Annotated in this window: 14 protein-coding genes; 5 read left to right on the plus strand and 9 right to left on the minus strand. The window is 52.5% G+C overall.

The features are described from left to right. Positions 1-19 precede the first annotated feature (19 nt). From FDX24_RS03270 to FDX24_RS03295, 6 genes are all read right to left on the minus strand, one after another. Entirely contained in the window at positions 20-826 is an 807-nt protein-coding gene (locus tag FDX24_RS03270; protein WP_005126751.1) for an ABC transporter permease, read from the minus strand. Further along, complete coding sequence (locus FDX24_RS03275) at positions 816-1,760, minus strand: ABC transporter permease (RefSeq protein ID WP_101742159.1); 945 nt, start codon at positions 1,758-1,760, stop codon at positions 816-818. Before FDX24_RS03275 ends, FDX24_RS03270 begins: the two co-directional genes overlap by 11 nt. Further along, positions 1,761-2,777, minus strand: a complete 1,017-nt coding sequence (locus FDX24_RS03280; RefSeq protein ID WP_048211603.1) for an ABC transporter ATP-binding protein — start codon at positions 2,775-2,777, stop codon at positions 1,761-1,763. It lies immediately after the preceding gene. 16 nt (positions 2,778-2,793) lie between these two features. Beyond that, the gene (ydcS, locus tag FDX24_RS03285) at positions 2,794-3,939 is read right to left on the minus strand and encodes a putative ABC transporter substrate-binding protein YdcS (protein ID WP_048211602.1); all 1,146 of its coding nucleotides are present in this window, start codon (positions 3,937-3,939) and stop codon (positions 2,794-2,796) included. A 329-nt stretch (positions 3,940-4,268) separates the two neighbouring features. Next, positions 4,269-5,678 (minus strand): PLP-dependent aminotransferase family protein, encoded by a 1,410-nt coding sequence (locus FDX24_RS03290; RefSeq protein WP_061067941.1) that lies wholly within the window; start codon positions 5,676-5,678, stop codon positions 4,269-4,271. A 92-nt stretch (positions 5,679-5,770) separates the two neighbouring features. Then, a complete protein-coding gene (locus FDX24_RS03295) occupies positions 5,771-5,962 on the minus strand; it encodes a hypothetical protein (protein ID WP_226814003.1) in 192 nt (63 codons plus the stop codon). Positions 5,963-6,087: 125 nt separating this feature from the next. On the opposite strand from FDX24_RS03295, the gene FDX24_RS03300 reads away from it, so the two are divergent. From FDX24_RS03300 to FDX24_RS03315, 4 genes are all read left to right on the plus strand, one after another. Continuing rightward, entirely contained in the window at positions 6,088-7,491 is a 1,404-nt protein-coding gene (locus FDX24_RS03300) for a cytochrome ubiquinol oxidase subunit I (RefSeq protein ID WP_115602017.1), read from the plus strand. Beyond that, positions 7,491-8,501 carry a cytochrome d ubiquinol oxidase subunit II gene (cydB, locus tag FDX24_RS03305; RefSeq protein WP_137363832.1) on the plus strand — a complete coding sequence of 337 codons (1,011 nt, stop codon included), beginning with the start codon at positions 7,491-7,493 and terminating at the stop codon, positions 8,499-8,501. The genes FDX24_RS03300 and cydB overlap by 1 nt, the downstream gene beginning before the upstream one ends. Next, the gene (locus tag FDX24_RS03310) at positions 8,501-8,626 is read left to right on the plus strand and encodes a DUF2474 domain-containing protein (protein WP_071887343.1); all 126 of its coding nucleotides are present in this window, start codon (positions 8,501-8,503) and stop codon (positions 8,624-8,626) included. Before cydB ends, FDX24_RS03310 begins: the two co-directional genes overlap by 1 nt. 192 nt (positions 8,627-8,818) lie before the next feature. Further along, positions 8,819-9,049 (plus strand): DUF2554 family protein, encoded by a 231-nt coding sequence (locus FDX24_RS03315; RefSeq protein ID WP_048211598.1) that lies wholly within the window; start codon positions 8,819-8,821, stop codon positions 9,047-9,049. 3 nt (positions 9,050-9,052) lie between these two features. On the opposite strand, the gene FDX24_RS03320 is transcribed toward FDX24_RS03315, so the two are convergent. Further along, positions 9,053-11,014 (minus strand): U32 family peptidase, encoded by a 1,962-nt coding sequence (locus FDX24_RS03320; protein ID WP_137363833.1) that lies wholly within the window; start codon positions 11,012-11,014, stop codon positions 9,053-9,055. Between the two features lie 79 nt (positions 11,015-11,093). Continuing rightward, a complete protein-coding gene (locus FDX24_RS03325; protein ID WP_061067944.1) occupies positions 11,094-11,630 on the minus strand; it encodes a helix-turn-helix domain-containing protein in 537 nt (178 codons plus the stop codon). A 104-nt stretch (positions 11,631-11,734) separates the two neighbouring features. On the opposite strand from FDX24_RS03325, the gene FDX24_RS03330 reads away from it, so the two are divergent. Beyond that, entirely contained in the window at positions 11,735-12,901 is a 1,167-nt protein-coding gene (locus FDX24_RS03330) for a benzoate/H(+) symporter BenE family transporter (protein WP_137363834.1), read from the plus strand. Here the strand turns inward: FDX24_RS03330 and FDX24_RS03335 are convergent. Continuing rightward, entirely contained in the window at positions 12,887-13,753 is an 867-nt protein-coding gene (locus tag FDX24_RS03335) for a helix-turn-helix domain-containing protein (protein WP_137363835.1), read from the minus strand. The two genes, FDX24_RS03330 and FDX24_RS03335, sit on opposite strands and share 15 nt — an antisense overlap. Between the last annotated feature and the right edge of the window lie 154 nt (positions 13,754-13,907).

Genomic DNA, 13,907 nt, shown 5'->3' on the forward strand with positions numbered 1-13,907 from the left:
CAATTTCCCATATCGTCGTTTATTTACCGTTTCCGGCGACGGTGTCGCCTTCACGCGTTAGCCACCAGGCCCCTAAAATTGGCAGTGTTGTTACCAGCATTACCAGCAATGCCACAACGTTGGTAACAGGCACATCTCGTGGGCGACCCAGTTGATTGAGCAGCCACAGCGGAAGTGTTCTTTCATGTCCGGCGGTGAACGTTGTCACGATGATTTCATCAAACGACAAGGCAAACGCCAGCATGCCCCCCGCCAGCAGTGCTGATGCCAGATTGGGCAGCACGACATAACGAAAGGTTTGCCAGCCGTTGGCGCCAAGATCCATAGACGCTTCAACCAGACTCCATGAGGTACGGCGAAAACGCGCCACGACGTTGTTAAAGACAACCACCACGCAAAACGTCGCATGACCCACCACGATCGTGAGAAAACCCGGTTCCAGGTTGATGGTCTTAAATGCCGTCAGCAGTGCCAGGCCGGTAATAATGCCCGGCAGCGCAATCGGCAACAGCAGCAACAGCGATATTGCGCTTTTACCGAAAAAGTCCCTGCGCCACAGCGCAGCCGCCGCCAGCGTACCCAGTACCAGAGCGATTGCTGTCGACAACGCGGCGATTTTAAGTGACAACGTCACTGACTCAAGAATATCGCTACGCTGCGCCGCCACGCTAAACCAACGCAATGTCAGTCCCTGAGGCGGAAAACTAAAAGCAGCCTCCTCTGTATTAAAAGCATAGGTGCCGATGATGAGGATGGGAAAGTGCAGAAAAAGAACCCCTCCCCATGCTGCCAGTTTGAGTAACCAGGGTGCGCGTTCAGAGTGCATCGAAAGCTCCCAGACGCTTCACGAACGCCAGATACAGTGCAATTAAGACAATGGGCACCAGAGTGAATGCCGCCGCCATTGGCATATTGCCGATGGCCCCTTGTTGCGAATACACCATGTTGCCGATGAAATATCCCGGCGGTCCCACCAGTTGCGGCACAATAAAGTCACCCAGCGTCAGTGAAAAAGTAAAGATAGAACCGGCGGCTATACCGGGTATTGCCAGCGGGAAAACCACATAGCGGAAGGTTTGACGAGGACGCGCGCCCAGATCGGCCGATGCCTGCAAAAGCGAGGGCGGAAGCCGTTCCAGAGCAGCCTGAACCGGCAGGATCATAAAGGGAAGCCAGATGTAGACAAAAACCAAAAAGCGCCCTAATCCCGATGTTGACAGCGTATTACCGCCGACAGCCGGCAAGGTGAGGAAAGCGGTCAACAGTGGCTCCAGCCCGAGATGGGTTAGAAACCACTGCGCCACACCGTCTTTCGCTAACAGCAGCGTCCACGCATAGGCTTTGACGATATAGCTCGCCCACATCGGCAACATGACGGCAATGTAAAAAAAGGCTTTCATTTTGCCACTGGTATAGCGCGCCATATACCATGCCATCGGGAACGCCAGAATGGCGCTGGCAATCGTCACCGCCACCGCCATTGTCAACGTTCGCACAATGATGTCGTAATTAGCCGGGTTAAACAGCGCCTGCAGATTCGCCAGCGTCAGGTCTGGCGTCACCGACATAGTGAAATCGTCGAAGGTGTAAAAACCTTGCCACAACAGCGTCAGCAACGATCCAAAGTAGACGATGCCAAACCACATCAGCGGCCCGAGCAGTAGCAAAAACAGCCCAAGCCCTGGATTACGCCAGAAGAACCCCGAGATACGGTTCAGCTTTGTCGACTGTGCTGGCGAATGTATGACGTTCATAGCCATTCACCTCTCCTCTACCAGCGGAACCATGACATCCCGTGACCACGATGCCATCACCTGCTGACCCGGCGACAGCGCCGACGGCAGCATTTCTCCCGTCAGGTTCGCCTGGCTCACCAGCAACTTTTCACCACCGGCAAGTTTCAGTTCAAAACGCGTCGCCGCCCCCTGGTACTGCACCGCCTGAATGACACCCCGAGCCTGAACCTCGCCCGCCATATCATTTAACCGAATGTGTTCCGGGCGCAGCGAGAACATCCCCTGTAAGCCACAGACGTTTGCCGACATCGCTTCGTCAAAGACGTTTGACGTACCTACAAAACTCGCCACAAACGGCGTGCGCGGACGCATGTAGAGTTCTCGCGGTGAATCCACTTGCTCGATACGACCATTGTTAAATACCGCCACACGATCGGACATCGACAGCGCCTCACCCTGATCGTGGGTGACAAAAATAAAGGTGATACCGAGAGACTGCTGGAGTTTTTTCAGCTCCAGTTGCATCTGTTCGCGTAGCTTGAGATCCAACGCGCCAAGTGGCTCATCCAACAGCAGGACGCGAGGCTCATTGACCAACGCACGGGCAATCGCTACACGCTGACGCTGTCCACCAGAGAGTTGTGATGGCTTGCGCTCATAGACAAAGCCGAGCGCAACCTTATCTAACGCTTCGCGTGCCCTGGCATGACGCTGCTTTTTATCAATGCCTTTCACCATCAGCCCATAAGCCACGTTGTCGAGAATCGACATATGCGGGAATAGTGCGTAATCCTGAAATACCGTATTGACGTCCCGTTCCCAGGGCGGTAATTCACTGGCTTGCTTACCAAAAATTTTAATTGAACCGCCCGAAAGCTGCTCAAACCCTGCAATCATGCGCAGACAGGTCGTTTTGCCGGAGCCGGATGGCCCCAGCATAGAGAAAAACTCACCATCATTAATTGCAATACTTACCCCATCAACTGCACGAACATCCCCGTACAGACGCGAGACATTATGAAACTCCACTGCGTACGTCATAAAACCCCCAGCGGAATTAACGACCGCCCATAATGGCGATGTAATCCTGCGTCCAGCGACTGTAAGGAACGAATTTTCCACCTTCTGCGATTGGCGTTTTCCAGAAAGCAATTTTGTCGAAATAGCTATAGCCGTTGGTTTCACAGCCTTTTTCGCCCAGCAGCGGGCTGGCTTTACAACCTTCAGGGACTACCGGCAGAGATCCAAACCAGGCTGCGACGTCGCCCTGAACTTTCGGGGTTAATGACCAGTTCATCCATTTGTAAGCACAAACAGGATGTTTTGCTTCGCTATGCAGCATGGTGGTGTCAGCCCAACCGGTGACGCCCTCTTTCGGGAAAACCGTGGCGATTGGCTGGCCTTCTGCTTTCAGGGCGTTAGCCTGATAGGGCCAGGCGCTTGATGCCACCACACCTTCGTTTTTGAAGTCACTCATTTGCACAGTGGTGTCATGCCAGTAGCGATGAATCAGTGCGTGCTGATCGCTCAGGACTTTGATGACCGCCTGATACTGTTTCTCGGTGAGCTGATAGGGATCGGTGATACCCAACTGCGGTTGAGTGGCTTTGACGAACAGCGCCGCATCGGCGATATAGATCGGGCCATCGTACGCCTGGACTCGTCCTTTATTGCTTTTTCCGTCCTCAAGTTTTTGCTCGACGAACACCACTTTCCAACTATCTGGCGGCGTTGGGAAGGTTTTGGTGTTATACATCAGCAAGTTGGGACCCCATTGATAAGGAGTGCCGTAAACTTTCCCACCGACGTTAAACCATTCCCCTTTGACCACGCGCGGATCGATAGTTTTCCAGTTTGGGATAAGCGCAGGATTTATAGGCTGGACACGTTTGCCCATAATCAGACGCAGTGAAGCATCACCAGAAGCCGTCACCAGGTCATAGCCGCCTTTCGCCATCAGGCTCACCATTTCGTCTGATGTGGCCGCTGTTTTAACATTGACGGCACAACCGGTTTCCTTCTCAAACTGCGAAACCCAGTCATATTGTTTATCGGTTTGTCCGCGTTCGATATAACCTGGCCAGGCAATAATATCCAGGCGCCCTTCCGGTTTATCTAATGATGTTGGGGGTTCGGCTGCATGGGCTGTCATCAGCGTCATACTGAGTGCACACAAGCTACTGAGGGCAAATTGCTTGCTCATAACGTCTTACTCCTGTCGAAAAAATATTGAGCGGCAGCCTTGCCGTAAATATATGTCCTTTCCTAAAAATAGTCGGGGTGTTGAAAGCGTTCCTGCTGGCGCAAGGAAATTTAATCAGGTTGTGAGCTAACGCTCATTACGCCACGGGTTATAGCAAAGTAATTTAATCTTCTGGAGTATAGACAAGGAGTTAAGTGCCAGGGTGGCACCAGGAAGAACTATTGATATTTCGTATGGTGGCACCTGATATAAATAACATCAGGGTTTAACATTCACTATTTCTAAAATAAGAATGCGCTATTCTTTTATATTGAATAGCACATTCAGTTTTATTTCATCATCTCGCGAATTAATTTTCCAAGCTGTTTAACCGCCTGTTCTTCGCGTTCACCCCAGTGCCATGCGGTATTAAAACGAAAGAAACGTGACCATGTCCCCGAGGTTGAAAACATCTTACCTGGTGCGATGCTGATGTGGTGCGCCAGCGCCTGGGTGCTGAGTTCTCCCGCATCCAGCGGTTCTGGCAGTTCGAGCCACAGAAAATAGCCGCTGTCGTTATGGTGTATTTTGACCTCTGCCGGAAGATGACGCAGCAACGTTTGCCAGGCCTGCTGTTTGCGTTCCGCCAACTGACGACGCAGCCGTCGCAAATGCGCGTCATAACGCCGGGTCGACAGGTAGTCCACCAACGCAAGCTGCATTGGGGAACTGGTGGATAAGGTGCTCATCAACTGGAGTCGCTGAATACGACGGGCATGTTTCCCGGCAGCAACCCAACCGATGCGAAATCCGGGGACCAGACATTTCGAGAAAGATGAACAGTGCAACACCCTGTCTCCTCGATCCCACGCTTTAGCCGGCAGTGGTTTCTCCCGGCCAAAATAGAGTTCGCTGTAAACATCATCTTCAATCAGCATCACATTGTATTTTTCCAGTAATGCGACCAGATGGGCTTTTTTCCGTGCGCTAAGTGTAAAACCCAACGGATTTTGGCTGTTGGTCATCAGCCAGCAGGCTTTGACCGGGTACTCCTGTAGGGCCTGCTCCAGTGCGACAAGGTCGATTCCGTCCTTCACGTCGGTGGCAACGGACAACGCCTTCAGGCGCAATCGCTCCAGAGCCTGTAATGCGCCGTAAAAACACGGATTTTCGACAATCACCCAATCCCCCGGCTCAGTGACCGCCTGCAGGCTCAGGTTAAGCGCTTCAAGTGCGCCAGTGGTGATCACAATTTCATCCGGGGAAAGGGTCATTCCCTGTTGCGCATATCGACGGGCAATAGCATGACGCAGTTCATCATTTCCTGGCGGCAGGTTTTCGATAACACTCATGGCGGTAGCCGTTTTACTCACCTGAGCCAGCGAGCGATTAAGCTGCTGAAGCGGAAATAAGCGTGGATCGGGGAAAGCGGATGCAAACGGCATCACGGAAGCATCACGACTGGCCTGCAGCATGTCAAAGATGTAGGTGTTGATATCCACGGCCTCATCGCGCATGACCTGTACCTGCGGCACGGCGGCTTCGCGTTCGGGGCGCGCGGCAACATAATAGCCCGACTGGGGCCGGGCGATGATCCGCCCCTGACTTTCCAGCAGTTGGTAGGCATGCCCCACGGTCATAAAACTCATCCCGCTGCTTGCCACCTGCTCGCGCAAAGAGGGCAACCGATCGCCTGGTTGCCATACGCCAGACGCGATTTGATCGCGAATTTGCTCCGCCAGTCGCTGGTATTTCTTCATTTTTCGTCCTGATATTCGGTATCGGTGACAACCTCTGTATATATCAGTCTACATAAATAACGATTTTTTCAGAACTGTTATAGTTAACAGTTTTACAACATCGTTAGCGAAAGCTCTTTGCCTGAGGCCCGGGCAGCTATCTGTACAGCATCAATTTTCGGGGTGTGCTTTAAGGCGAATAAACAGGTGATGTTCACATAGTCATCAGCACCGTCAATCACCGCAGACCACGGGATAAACTCATTATCGTCGAAGTAAAATTCAAATGCGGGACCAGATTGCATATCAGATCGTGCGACCTATAACGGCAGCACAACTGTTATGGTTAAAAAGAACTGTTCTGTTTCTGCCCCACATTTCGCCAGGGGCTTAGAATTGCGCCAAATCAATTTTGCCTGCGGAGTTAAGCATGTTCGGTCTTGACGCGTTTCACCTGGCGAGGATCCAGTTCGCGTTTACGGTGTCCTTTCACATCATTTTTCCGGCCATTACTATCGGTCTTGCCAGCTATCTGGCGGTACTGGAAGGTCTCTGGTTGAAAACCAAAAATCCGACCTGGCGTTCGCTGTATCATTTCTGGTCGAAAATCTTCGCCGTAAACTTTGGTATGGGCGTAGTGTCCGGGCTGGTGATGGCTTATCAGTTCGGCACTAACTGGAGCGGTTTTTCTGAGTTTGCCGGGAGCATCACCGGGCCGCTGCTGACCTATGAAGTGTTAACCGCCTTCTTCCTCGAAGCAGGCTTCCTCGGCGTAATGCTGTTTGGCTGGAACCGTGTGGGGCCAGGCCTGCACTTCTTTGCAACTTGCATGGTTGCGCTGGGGACAATTATTTCTACCTTCTGGATACTGGCCTCCAACAGCTGGATGCAGACTCCACAGGGCTATGAAATCGTCAATGGACAGGTTGTTCCCGTCGACTGGTTCGCCGTTATTTTCAACCCGTCATTCCCATATCGTTTGTTGCATATGTCCGTTGCCGCCTTCCTGAGCAGTGCGCTATTTGTCGCAGCGTCAGGGGCATGGCATTTATTACGCGGGAATAACACTCCGGCTATTCGCGCCATGTTTTCGATGGCGCTGTGGATGACGCTGATCGTCGCCCCGCTGCAGGCATTGATTGGCGATATGCACGGGTTGAATACGCTGAAGCACCAGCCGGCAAAAATTGCCGCGATTGAAGGACACTGGGAAAATCCGCCCGGCGAACCGACTCCGTTGCTACTGTTCGGCTGGCCGGATATGGAGCAGGAGCGCACCCACTATGGGCTGGAAATTCCGGCGCTGGGCAGTCTGATCCTGACCCATAGTCTGGATAAACAGGTCCCGGCCCTGAAAGAGTTTCCTAAAGAAGACAGGCCCAACTCCACCATGGTGTTCTGGTCGTTTCGCATTATGGCGGGGCTAGGCATGCTGATGATCCTGTTGGGTGCGTTTGCCTTGTGGTTACGTTATAAGCAGCGTTTATACACCTCGCGCGCTTTCTTGCGCTTTGCCTTGTGGATGGGCCCTTCCGGTCTGATTGCCATCCTTGCTGGCTGGGTGACCACTGAAGTTGGCCGTCAGCCGTGGGTGGTTTACGGTTTGCAACGCACAGCGGATGCGGTTTCCGCACATGGTGATTTGCATATGAGCATCAGCCTGCTGGCTTTCTTTGTGGTTTACAGCTCGGTCTTCGGTGTGGGTTATAGCTACATGATTCGCCTGATCCGTAAAGGACCACAGGAAGATGATCCGACCCTCCCGCCAGCTGGCACACCCGCACGGCCGCTTTCCGCTGCCGTCCTCGATTCTCAAGCTGAGGCACATCGCTAATGGGTATTGATTTATCAGTTATCTGGTTCGTTATTATCGTGTTCGCCACGCTGATGTATATCGTGATGGACGGCTTTGATCTCGGGATCGGTATTTTATTTCCCGCTATTCAGGACGCTGATGACCGCGACGTGATGGTCAACAGCGTCGCACCGGTATGGGATGGGAATGAAACCTGGCTGGTGCTGGGCGGTGCAGGATTGTTTGGCGCATTTCCTCTGGCCTATGCAGTCATTGTCGATGCACTGACGATCCCACTCACCCTGATGCTGATTGGCCTGATTTTTCGTGGCGTTGCCTTTGAGTTTCGCTTCAAGGCCACGCCGGCGCATCGACCATTCTGGGATAAAGCCTTTCTGGGCGGTTCAATTCTTGCCACGTTTACCCAGGGAGTGGTCGTGGGCGCGGTCCTCAACGGATTTTCCGTCACTGGCCGCAGCTACAGCGGCGGTCCGTTTGACTGGTTAACGCCTTTCACGCTGTTTTGCGGGCTGGGACTGGTGGTGGCCTACGCCCTGCTGGGGGCAACATGGCTGGTGATGAAAAGCGAAAACCCGCTACAGGATAAAATGCGCAGTGTGGCAAAAAAACTGCTGCTGGCGATGTTGGCTGTCATTGCCATTATCAGCCTGTGGACGCCGCTGGCGCACAGTGCCATTGCCGATCGTTGGTTTAGCCTGCCAAATCTGTGGCTCCTGATGCCGGTGCCGCTGCTGGTTGCGCTAATGAGCCTGTGGCTGTGGCGTTCTCTGGGCCAGCAGCATAGCCATGCCCCGCCATTTATATTGACGCTGGGTTTAATTTTTCTCGGTTTCAGCGGGTTGGGGATTAGTATCTGGCCACACATCATTCCACCGTCTATTACCCTTTGGCAGGCGGCGGCTCCGGCGCAAAGTCAGGGCTTTATGTTGGTGGGCGCACTGCTGATTATCCCGATAATCCTGGTGTACACCTTCTGGAGCTACTACGTTTTCCGCGGCAAAGTTCAACATGGTGAGGGGTATCATTAATGGAACAATCAATCTGGAAACGTCTGATGTGGCTGATCATTCTCTGGGGCGGCAGCGTGCTGGCCCTGGCGGCCGTCGGTTCATTCTTTCGCTTACTGATGACGGCGGCGGGATTTAAGTCCTGATTTCCCCCCCCCCGGTAACAACCGGGTCGCGCTGCGCTTCCCGGTTTTAACAAATCCTAACGTTGACTAAACAAAAATGTAAAAAACATCGAATTGGCAAAACAGAGATTGCCATTAACCCGATTAAAATATTGAATAGTCACCTGACGAAATTATCGCCAATTCCGCAGCTAACGTACCAGAGGGTGCATGATGTTTAAGAAAGGGTTAACGGTGTTATTGCTGGCTAGCGCGCTTTTTTCGGGTCAGCTTTTCGCTACTAATCAGGGACATGAATATCTTCAGGTGCAGGATGCCGATCACCTATTACGACACACGGCCGACAGTGATGAGCTGCGAGTAACGGCGGAAGAATCCGCCGCCGATCTTCGCGAGCACCACCACTGGCAGAAATCACGCAAACCCGATATCCATATGAGTTAACCGTCAGCCTTTACGCTTCGGCAGCGTCTTCATCAGGTCTTCGGGGCTGACGGAAGCCACTACGCTGCCCGGCAATGGCATCTTCAGTATGTGATGTTTCATCTTGCCGATCACGTGCATTTCGCACGGTCGGCAATCAAATTTCAGCGTCAGCACTTCATCGCCATTTACCAATTGCATCGGCGTGGCTTTCCAGCTCTTGATATTCCCTTTCGCCTGTTTCGGACACAGATTGAATGCAAAACGCAGGCAGTGCTTGGTAATCATCACCGGAACATCGCCCTTTTCTTCATGCGCTTCATAGGCTGCATCAATCAACTGGACGCCATAACGGTGGTAAAACTCACGCGCTTTATGGTTATAGACGTTAGCCAGAAAACTCAGATGCGTCTGTGGATAGACCGGTGCCGGCTGGGCAACAGGTTTACGACTGCCACGCTGGTAGTTTTCCAGACGCGCGGCATCCAGCATGTCGATGGCTTCACGGCGCAGTTGGTTGAGTTGACCATTCGGTACAAACAGCGCACCCGGCAGATTCACCTGAATATTGCGGGCGTAGTACATCGTCTGCCCAAGTTTTGCCAGTCCGTCCTGTAGGTTACTCAACGCTTTTTCCGCATTGTTCGCTTCCTCAAACTGACCATCCAGCGTATGGGTGATACTCACGCCGTCTTCACTGGTCAGTGTCAGGATCAACTCTTCCTGCCAGCCGCTCAATTCAATATCAACCGCGACACGGCGTTCGCTGGAGGTTTTGGTCAGCGCCTGTTGCCAGTTATGATCAAGGTTGCGATTCAGCGGATGGTTAGCACGAACTTTGTGCAGATCGGCAGGCATTTCATTCGGCCACACCCGATAACGATTGTGCCCGGTTTTTTCAACGGTATTAGCGCGAAATCCCACGACCTCACGCTTGATTAACACGTTCAGGCCATCCCCGTTTGCCAGCGGTTCCGTCACGTCGACATCAAGATAATCCTTCGCCACCTTCAGGACTTCACCCACTGGCAAGCCAATGAATTTAGGTGAGTCGAATGCACCAATGTCGCCTTTACGGGCATTTACAAAATAGTCAGTGCTACCGCGGTGGAAGGTTTTCTCCGTAGATGGCGTGAAGAAATGCTCAGTGCGACCTGCAGATGAACGAGCCAGATCGCCGCGTTCTTCGATGATGGCATCCAGCATCTGCCGGTAATGTGCAGTGATGTTTTTCACATAGCTCATGTCTTTGTAGCGCCCTTCAATTTTGAAGGAACGTACTCCGGCATCAATCAACGCACCGAGGTTGGCGGTCTGATCGTTATCTTTCATCGACAGCAGGTGTTTTTCATACGACACCACCCGGCCCTGATCGTCTTTCAGGGTATACGGTAGTCGGCAGGCTTGTGAACAGTCGCCGCGGTTAGCGCTGCGCCCGGTTTGCGCATGAGAGATATAGCACTGGCCTGAATAAGCAACGCATAACGCACCGTGGATGAAAAACTCGATCGTCGCGTCCGTCACCTGATGAATCGCGTGAATCTGCTCAAGACTCAGTTCGCGCGCCAGTACAATCTGCGTGAATCCGACATCAGAAAGAAACTTCGCCTTCTCGACGCTGCGAATATCACACTGGGTGCTGGCATGTAGTTCAATCGGTGGGATATCCAGTTCCAGAATCCCCATATCCTGCACAATCAGCGCATCAACGCCAGTCTGATACAAATCGGTAATTAACCGCTGAGCAGGTTCCAGCTCATCATCATGCAAAATCGTGTTCAACGTCACAAAGATTTTCGCCCCATATCGATGAGCGAATGGCACCAGTTCAGCGATGTCTTTCAGGCTGTTACTGGCGTTATGACGCGCGCCAAAACCCGGTCCGCCAATGTAAACGGCGTCAGCACCGTGCAAAATGGCTTCACGCGCAATGGCGGTATCCCGGGCCGGGCTTAACAATTCAAGGTGATGAGGTTGCTGGCGCATACAGTTGTTACCATCCACAAGCGGTAAAAATGGCGGCTATTGTAGTCAGAAGCGCGACATTTCGGAATAGTTTTCCCGATTAACCGCGTGGGTAATGGATCAGGGAATGAAAGTGAACCGTCTGTTCGCTGCTGTTACGGTAACTATGTGCAGTATCACCCGCAAAACGGACACCCTCACCCGATTTGATGGTTCGCCACTGTCCGTCAATGCACATATCCAGCAGGCCACTAATCACCACTACGTGCTCAATCACACCGGTTTCATGCGGTGTAGATTCACTCAACGCCCCCGGTGCCAGCAATATTGAAAAATGGTCAAAACAGAGTTGTGGGTCCCATGGAAACAGCGGTGTCACTACCATTGCCTGCTGTTGGGGATCAAAAGTCGCTGTGCCTTCTGACTCTGGTGGTGAAATAAACGTCGAAAACGGCACGTTCAGTCCGGTGGCAATTTTCCATAGCGTCGCCACTGTTGGGCTGGATTCATTGCGTTCTATCTGCCCCAACATGGCTTTGGAGACACCCGTTTCTTCTGCCAGACGCGACAGACTCCATTCCCGCTGGTGACGTAATGTCCGGAGCGTGGTAGCCAGATAGTGGGTTAAATTGTCCATTGTCGCCTTCCTCTATCTCCTGTTTCTGTCCATCAGCTTATCACTTGTACGCTATAACGCACAGTGCTACAGTGAATGACCGTTATAACGCACGCGGAGTCGCTATGCGCACATTATTAATCCCTTTGCCCACCGTTTTATCGGGTTTTGTTGCCGTGCTGGTCGGCTATGCCAGTTCAGCAGCCATCATCTGGCAAGCGGCGGTTGCCGCAGGCGCAACGACCGGGCAGATTGCGGGCTGGATGACCGCACTGGGAATCGCGATGGGCGTGAGCACGCTGGCATTGTCAGTGTGGTATCGTGCTCCCATCCTGACCGCCTGGTCTACGCCCGGTGCTGCGCTGCTGGTTACGGGTCTGCAAGGCGTGACCATTCAGGATGCTATCGGCGTTTTTATTGTTGCTAACGCGCTGATAGTCCTGTGTGGTGTGACGGGGTTGTTTGCACGTCTGATGCAAATAATCCCACACTCACTGGCGTCGGCAATGCTGGCTGGGATCCTGCTGCGTTTTGGTTTGCAGGCATTTAATAGTCTTAATAATGAGCTTCTGCTGTGCGGCAGCATGCTGCTGGCGTGGCTGGTGTTAAAAGTTGTCGCGCCCAGGTACGCCGTCATTGCTGCCATGCTGGTGGGTACCGCCATCGCACTGCTAAAAGCTGACATTGTCACTTACAACATTAATTTATCTCCGGTGATGCCTGAATTCATCACCCCCCACTTTTCTCTTGCACACAGTATAAGCATCGCATTGCCGTTCTTCCTGGTTACCATGGCATCACAAAATGCTCCTGGCATTGCCACCATGAAAGCGTCAGGTTATTCCTTGCCCGTTTCACCGCTGATTGTCTTCACTGGTCTGTTAGCGCTGCTGTTTTCGCCTTTTGGCGTTTACTCTATTTGTATTGCCGCCATAACCGCGGCAATTTGCCAAAGTCCCGAAGCACATCCTGATGCCAAACGACGTTGGCTCGCCGCCGCATCGGCAGGCGTTTTCTATCTTCTGGCTGGTGTATTTGGTGGTTCGGTCACAGGACTGATGGCGGCCCTGCCCGTAAGCTGGATCCAGATGCTGGCTGGCCTTGCTTTGCTCGGTACGATTAGCGGTAGTCTGTATCAGGCATTGCTTCATGAAACGGAACGAGATGCTGCCATCGTCACCTTTCTGGTTACTGCCAGTGGTTTGACCTTAATGGGGATTGGCTCTGCTTTCTGGGGATTAATCGCCGGAGGGATATGTTATGCCACGCTGAGATTATCACGACGCACGTAATTGCGTTGGCGTCTTGCCCGTCATCTGCTTAAACCGATTGCTAAAATGGCTTGCTGAACTGAATCCACAAGCCATCGCGATATCCGACAAGCTACGTGAAGAATAACGGACCAGTTGCTGCGCCAGCGCCATACGACGCTGCATAACATACTGATGCGGGGCCATATTCATCGACTGGCGAAACATTCTGGCAAAGTGGAAATCGCTTAGTGCCGCTTCGCCTGCCAAATCGCTGAGGGTCATTGGGTAGGCCAGATGTGCGTCAATATAGGCCAGCACATTGCGCAATGTGGCTGGCGCAAGCCCACCGGTTACCACCGGCGGCCGCCATTGAACGTTGCTGTAATGTTGAATCAGATGCGTCAGCAACAGCGAAGATGCCGCGCTGAGCGTTAGATGATTAGCCGGTTGCTGCCAGTCATTACCCAGTAAAAACTGGCGATAAACCGCCGTGATCCCCGGATCGCTGCCGAACGTATGTTCGTCCAGCGTGAAGCTGTAAGGGCTTTTGTCCCAAACTTTCTCACCCACTTCCCGCAGATGCGCGTCGGTACAATAAAGATGTACAAAGGAAAGATCGTCACGAATATCCCAACTGGATTCGCTCTCTTTCGGCATCAGGCAGAAGCGATCCGGGCCCCCGCCGTTTTTCCAGCCCCCTGCCGTCTTGTGATAGCTTTCGTAGCCATCCGCGATATATAAACTGAGCGTGTGGTGATCGCAATACTGAGTGATGGTGTCGCGCTTGTTCGACCACGCCGCCAGTTGGATCCCCGAATGTAACGCAACCGACTCATGCAGCACGGCATTATGTTTGCGTAAGTTTTCAAAGGCGCCATAGGGCTGAGACATACCATCACATTCAAAATAAGTTAGCAGGCTTTCAGTCTATATCAGCTACATGTTGTTAACAGCCTCCTTTTCACTTTCGCGAGAAAAAAAGCGCAAGATTTTGCAAGTCTGCCGCAATCAGATGAAAGCCAGCCCCGGCCAGCCATGACACTGT

The sequence above is a fragment of the Citrobacter sp. wls716 genome, assembly GCF_005280975.1.
GTDB lineage: Bacteria > Pseudomonadota > Gammaproteobacteria > Enterobacterales > Enterobacteriaceae > Citrobacter > Citrobacter youngae.

Bases quoted from the DNA above. Each gene is read 5' to 3' on its own strand.
- FDX24_RS03270 (WP_005126751.1), bottom strand. From the start codon at position 826: ATGCACTCTGAACGCGCACCCTGGTTACTCAAACTGGCAGCATGGGGA.
- FDX24_RS03275 (WP_101742159.1), bottom strand. From the start codon at position 1,760: ATGGCTATGAACGTCATACATTCGCCAGCACAGTCGACAAAGCTGAAC.
- FDX24_RS03280 (WP_048211603.1), bottom strand. From the start codon at position 2,777: ATGACGTACGCAGTGGAGTTTCATAATGTCTCGCGTCTGTACGGGGAT.
- ydcS (WP_048211602.1), bottom strand. From the start codon at position 3,939: ATGAGCAAGCAATTTGCCCTCAGTAGCTTGTGTGCACTCAGTATGACG.
- FDX24_RS03290 (WP_061067941.1), bottom strand. From the start codon at position 5,678: ATGAAGAAATACCAGCGACTGGCGGAGCAAATTCGCGATCAAATCGCG.
- FDX24_RS03295 (WP_226814003.1), bottom strand. From the start codon at position 5,962: ATGCAATCTGGTCCCGCATTTGAATTTTACTTCGACGATAATGAGTTT.
- FDX24_RS03300 (WP_115602017.1), top strand. From the start codon at position 6,088: ATGTTCGGTCTTGACGCGTTTCACCTGGCGAGGATCCAGTTCGCGTTT.
- cydB (WP_137363832.1), top strand. From the start codon at position 7,491: ATGGGTATTGATTTATCAGTTATCTGGTTCGTTATTATCGTGTTCGCC.
- FDX24_RS03310 (WP_071887343.1), top strand. From the start codon at position 8,501: ATGGAACAATCAATCTGGAAACGTCTGATGTGGCTGATCATTCTCTGG.
- FDX24_RS03315 (WP_048211598.1), top strand. From the start codon at position 8,819: ATGTTTAAGAAAGGGTTAACGGTGTTATTGCTGGCTAGCGCGCTTTTT.
- FDX24_RS03320 (WP_137363833.1), bottom strand. From the start codon at position 11,014: ATGCGCCAGCAACCTCATCACCTTGAATTGTTAAGCCCGGCCCGGGAT.
- FDX24_RS03325 (WP_061067944.1), bottom strand. From the start codon at position 11,630: ATGGACAATTTAACCCACTATCTGGCTACCACGCTCCGGACATTACGT.
- FDX24_RS03330 (WP_137363834.1), top strand. From the start codon at position 11,735: ATGCGCACATTATTAATCCCTTTGCCCACCGTTTTATCGGGTTTTGTT.
- FDX24_RS03335 (WP_137363835.1), bottom strand. From the start codon at position 13,753: ATGTCTCAGCCCTATGGCGCCTTTGAAAACTTACGCAAACATAATGCC.